Consider the following 3,562-nt stretch of genomic DNA (forward strand, 5'->3'; position numbering starts at 1 on the left):
GTGAGCTCCGGTCGGTCAGAAGGGACTTGACGGCCGCCGGGCAGGTCTTCTCCCACTTCGGGGCGAAGTCGTCGATGCGGCGCTGGACGGCTTCGGCGAGCTGTTGCCCGGGCGGCAGGCCGAGCGGGCCGGTGCCGGAGATCTCCCAGAAGTCCTTCTTCACCGCCTCGAGGTCGTGGCGGCTGACCTTCGGGGTGACGTTGCGGCATTTGTGAATCAGACACCTCTGCCGCAGCGAGCGGCCCAGGACGAGTTCGCAGGCGGAGATCAGTCCGGCGCCGCCATCCGATATCACCAGCAGCGGCGGGGTGAGGCCGCGGTCGGGGAGTGCCTGGAGGAAGCCGGCCCAGGCGTCGTGGGACTCCGGGCCGGCGGCTTCCAGTCCGATGAAGACGGGCTTGGCGCCGGTGTCGATGCCCCACGCCGCGAGGACAGGCCCGGCGGGAGCGTTGGGGTGTTCTTCCACCGCATGACGGCCGACCCCTTCTATACCCGGACGGTGTTCGTCGGCCGCGGCCTGCTCTTCCTGGCCCACCCCAATCCCTCCCCCTCACCGCCCAGCTGGCGCGTCTACCTGGCCTTCTTCGCCCCACTGGAGCAAGGCGCCTGGCTGGTACTGCTCCCGCACCACCACACCCACCACGACCCCGCCCAAGCGCGCCAGAGCGCCGAAGACCTGGCTGCCGGGATGCACCGCACCTCCTGGCACAACGCCGTAGGCCTCCTCGCCCACACCACCCCCACGCGGCACACACCTCCAGGCCAGGGTGCCCGCAGCGCCTCCCGCGCAGCCGGATAACACCCTCCCCGCACTCGTCCGGCCGAGGAAAGACCGCTCTGCTTCCTATTTCGTCACGCAGCAGAAATACGCGACGCGGTACGCGGTGGGCGGGGAGAAAGGAGAATCCGGCCGGTGGCCCGCAGCAGGCGCCTCGGGAACGCCCGCAGGCCATCGGCCGGAAGAATTAAGCGAGTACAGATCCGGGCGGCCGGTATTCTGCCGGATTCCTTGCTCTGCTCACGCAGCCGACGGGCCTTCTCGCTCAGCCGTCTGTGCTCAGCAGGATCACCGACGCGCTTGGCGCGCTCCTGCAACTCCTCGGCCTTGTTCACGCATCTGCCGTACCCGGTCCGGCTCACTGGTCATACTCACCATCACCCCTTACGCAAAGCAGGAAGAGAGCGGGGGCAGAAACCAGCAGAGCATCCCTCCCATGCCCTCGCATCCCCGATTCCTTCTTCCGGAGAAAGGTCTTTTGCGCCGGGGTGACAGCGGCGCACGTGGCGGCGAGAAGAAGGGAGCGTCATAGTGGCGAGTATGGCTGCGCTGATTGTGGTGGGTGAAGGATCGGCGTTGAAGGGCCGGCAGGTGCGGGTGATGCGCCGTGGCGAGGCTCAGTATGTGGGTACGGCGTTTTCCGATCACGATGTCGTCGCGATCCTGCAGGCCGCGGGTCTGAGTGACCCGGAGGAAGTACTCGACGATCCGCGCTGGGTGCGGTGGTGCGGCGGCCGGGCCTGGAGACCCCTGCCCTGACAAGATCGCGGAAGATCGTCCGGGGTGGGGGCTCTGGTCGAGGCGTTGTCCAGAGCCCCCGGCACGGCAGCGGCGTCTGCCATGTGACAAAGGGGAGCACGGCAGACACGTCCGCTGCTTCAACGACACCACCGGGCAGTGCGTTACGCGCAGACCTCCCTGGCCCGTCTCTGGCAGCGGCCATTTTTACTGGCGTCGTCGCCCGTGGCAGGCGGGTTCCCCGGTCCGGTATCCAGCGTGCACCGCAGGCGGCCGTAGGCCGTCTGCACCAGCAGGCCGATTCGTCTTTCTTTTCGCGCAAGTCTGCCGTCACCTGTGGTATTGCCGTCTGCGCCTTGTCAGGCAGGTGAGGCGCAAACGCGCGGGAGGCCAAGGGTTGCGGCGAGGCTGAGGGTGCGGTGGGCCTCTGCCGACTCTGGCAGACGCCGGTATACCGGCAAGCGATGCCTTTTTACGGGAGCAGGGAGAGTCTTGTGCAGGTCATCACACCTCTTGACCGTTCTGGCCGGGGCTCTGGCCCTGGGGCTGGGGTCGGCAGGGGTGGCACAGGCAGGCGGCACGGCCGGTACGGGGCCGTCGAACATCAGCGTCAGCCCCTCCCAGGTGCATCAGGGCGCGCTGCTGACCATCACCGCCTCGGGCTGTACCAGCGGCGGCACTATCACCTCCGCCGCCTTCCCCGCCGTGACCCTGCCTGCCGGAGCCAGCACGAGTGCCACCGCCCGGGTGAATAACAACGCCACCACCGGCGCCGCCACCTTGACCGTGCAGTGCGGCGGCAGAAGCGCGAACGCCTCCTTCACCGTCCTGGCCGGCACTCCCGCCCAAGGCGGCCTCGGCGGCACCCAAGTCCCCAGCACCACAGCAACGGCCGTCGGCGGCACCCTGACCGCCCTCGCCCTCGCCACCGGAACAGTTCTCCTGCTCCGCCGCCGCACCCACTTCACCCGTACCTGACCCTGGTCGGCCCCGCAGGAAAGGGCGGGCTGGCATGGTCCCTTTTGAACGTGTGGTGCCGGGCGGTGAGAAGAGCACCCGCCCGGCACCACACCACCTCCCGTCACGTTGCCGGGCCGAAGAGTCAGGTAACGATTCGCAGGGTGAGGGGGATAAGGCAGAGGGCCATAACAATAAGCAGGCGGTCAGGACTGCCAGGCGCTGGCGCAGGGCGTGATAGCGCTGGCTGTACTCTGCGCGAATCTGACAAACGGGAGCGAAGTTTTCGCATAGCATCTGCTGCTGTTGTGAAAAATGACTGCTGGCGCGTAGAGGTGTGCGACTTCGGCTCGCTCGGCAGGCCCGAGCCAGGACAGCTGCTCGGCGAAGGAAGATGCCGCCCGGTCGGCCTCTTCCTTCATTCGCTGGACGACGAGATATCCTCAAAACGCGCAATACCCTCTTCGGCTTCTTTCTGAGATGTTTTATGTGAAGGTGAGCCGAACGGCTGCATCAAGATAGCGGCACAAGGAGCAATTTCCTGATGTGTCCCTTGCAGGGCACGGCCCAGCCAATAGCCTGCAGCCGGCGGTTGATCTACCAGGTTTCCTCGTCGCCGTGATCCTGGTCGCGGAAAACCTGAGACCCCCGCCCGCCGCCGGGCAGGGGCGTCCAGTTCATGCAGAGCAGGGAGGCGAGGGCGACGTAGCCGCGTTCGGCGAGCTGCGAGTCGGCCGAGCGGGGCCAGTCGGGCCCGACGCGGAAGCTTTCACGCACAGCGGCGTCGGGGCGCTCCAGCAGGAATACCTGCCAGTCTCCCTGCACCGTGGGCTGGGCCACTGCGTATACCGGTGCCGCACAAGACCGTACCTCTGCCAGAACCTCGAAATCCCAGCTCCTGGCAGAAGCATTCAGAGTGGGCAGGTGCCGGCTCATGCACCCTCCCCGAGTCCACGATGAAACATATCCAGGACCTTATGCCCGACATGCGCTTCCACTGAGGTTTTCTCGACGAAATTCATCGCCAGGCGTTGTTGAGGACGAGGGCGGCTTTGGTGATGGCGCCGATCCGGCCGGGGCTGAGCGTGA

The 3,562-nt window shown here is 66.8% G+C and carries 6 protein-coding genes; 3 read left to right on the forward strand and 3 right to left on the reverse strand.

The genetic code is table 11. The features are described 5' to 3' along the window. On the reverse strand, positions 1-466 hold a 466-nt coding region (locus tag AC07DW_RS33745; RefSeq protein WP_478861426.1), incomplete at its 3' end, for a transposase. A gap of 3 nt (positions 467-469) precedes the next feature. On the opposite strand from AC07DW_RS33745, the gene AC07DW_RS33750 reads away from it, so the two are divergent. Continuing rightward, positions 470-799, forward strand: coding sequence for a hypothetical protein (locus AC07DW_RS33750; RefSeq protein ID WP_478861427.1), 330 nt, complete (start codon positions 470-472; stop codon positions 797-799). 53 nt (positions 800-852) lie between these two features. Here the strand turns inward: AC07DW_RS33750 and AC07DW_RS33755 are convergent, their stop codons facing one another. Next, positions 853-1,113 (reverse strand): DUF6381 family protein, encoded by a 261-nt coding sequence (locus AC07DW_RS33755; RefSeq protein WP_478861428.1) that lies wholly within the window; start codon positions 1,111-1,113, stop codon positions 853-855. A 205-nt stretch (positions 1,114-1,318) separates the two neighbouring features. Between AC07DW_RS33755 and AC07DW_RS33760 the strand changes: the two genes are divergently transcribed. Then, entirely contained in the window at positions 1,319-1,537 is a 219-nt protein-coding gene (locus AC07DW_RS33760) for a hypothetical protein (RefSeq protein WP_478861429.1), read from the forward strand. Between the two features lie 540 nt (positions 1,538-2,077). Further along, the gene (locus AC07DW_RS33765; RefSeq protein ID WP_478861430.1) at positions 2,078-2,494 is read left to right on the forward strand and encodes a hypothetical protein; all 417 of its coding nucleotides are present in this window, start codon (positions 2,078-2,080) and stop codon (positions 2,492-2,494) included. Positions 2,495-3,070: 576 nt separating this feature from the next. On the opposite strand, the gene AC07DW_RS33770 is transcribed toward AC07DW_RS33765, so the two are convergent. After that, positions 3,071-3,409 (reverse strand): hypothetical protein, encoded by a 339-nt coding sequence (locus AC07DW_RS33770; RefSeq protein WP_478861431.1) that lies wholly within the window; start codon positions 3,407-3,409, stop codon positions 3,071-3,073. Positions 3,410-3,562 lie beyond the last annotated feature (153 nt).

It is taken from the genome of Streptomyces sp. NPDC045701, from assembly GCF_056432045.1.